The sequence below is a fragment of the Haloferax sp. s1 genome, assembly GCF_058382125.1.
This window is the reverse complement of sequence record NZ_JBZRPK010000086.1, coordinates 1-974: the sequence shown is the minus strand read 5'-3', so window position 1 is coordinate 974 and position 974 is coordinate 1. Positions and strand designations below refer to the sequence as shown.

Sequence of the window (974 nt, the reverse complement as noted above, 5' to 3'; positions counted from 1 at the left end):
AGGACGCCAGCGGCGAGGTCGTCGTGTCAGGTGAGTTTGAAAGGCCCCTGTGGATGCGTGAGAACCCGCGCGGGGCCTTTTCCTGCGGGTGTCCCGAGTTCCATCCCGAAGACGGCATTCACCGACTGGCCCGTTTCGGCCATGTAGAAGTGCGTAAGCACCGGCGTCCCGGGGTCGAGTCCGAGGTCCGAATCGAATTCTCCTGCGGGAGTCGGCGCGAGAACGAGGTTCACCGCCTGCGGTTCTGCGTCCTCTGCCATATCGAGGAGTACGTCGATGAGGCCGCGAGTCGCGTGAATACGGCGTTGCTCGTCTGTTTCGACGGTTTCGTCGTTCACCGAGTGGGTGGTTTCCGATTCGCCGACTTTGGGTCCCCCATCGCCGACTGTCTGTGTTTCGTTACCAATCATATGTCCTTCGTCGCCAACCGCGTGTCCTTCGTCACCGAGCATGCTCGTCTCGTCCCCCATCAGTTCGACAACATCGACTTGACCACCTGTATGTAGGCGTTCGGGAGGTTCCTCCGGGCGTTCGAGAGTGCTGTTCTGAGTTCGTCACCCGCGTGCTCCGAGATACCCGCACCGTGGCCGACGAGCAGGCGGTCGGGGTCGTAGCCGTACAACGCCCGTCGCGGCGGGAACGGACGGAGCATGGGATGGACACCGAGTCGTTCACCGGGTGCACAGAAGTAGTCGACCGTGCCGACTGTCTCGGGAACGAAGAGCGTCCGCAGTTCCTCGTGATAGAAGCCGACTTCCTGCCACGGCGGGACCGAGCGGTCGACGATACGGAACGTCTGAAAGCCCGAGTCGGCGAGCGTGTTTCCGAATCGCTCGACGTTCGCGTCGAGTTCGTCGGCAACGCCGGGCATCCACGACGCGTCGTAGACGGGGACTTCGCGGCGGCTGGTGGCGGCCGCCCCCCCCCGCGTGTGGCTCTCGGGGGCCCGCGGGCGCGCCGCCCCCCCGCCCGCA

At 64.8% G+C, this 974-nt stretch carries 1 protein-coding gene and 1 pseudogene; both read right to left on the bottom strand.

Annotated features, from left to right (window positions below):
* Positions 1–29 precede the first annotated feature (29 nt).
* Positions 30–470, bottom strand: a pseudogene (locus QT222_RS00585) (JAB/MPN domain protein-containing protein); the annotation flags it as partial.
* Positions 470–974 (bottom strand): hypothetical protein (locus QT222_RS00580; RefSeq protein WP_491475958.1); only part of this gene is annotated, 505 nt, incomplete at its 5' end. The gene QT222_RS00580 and the pseudogene QT222_RS00585, both read right to left, overlap by 1 nt.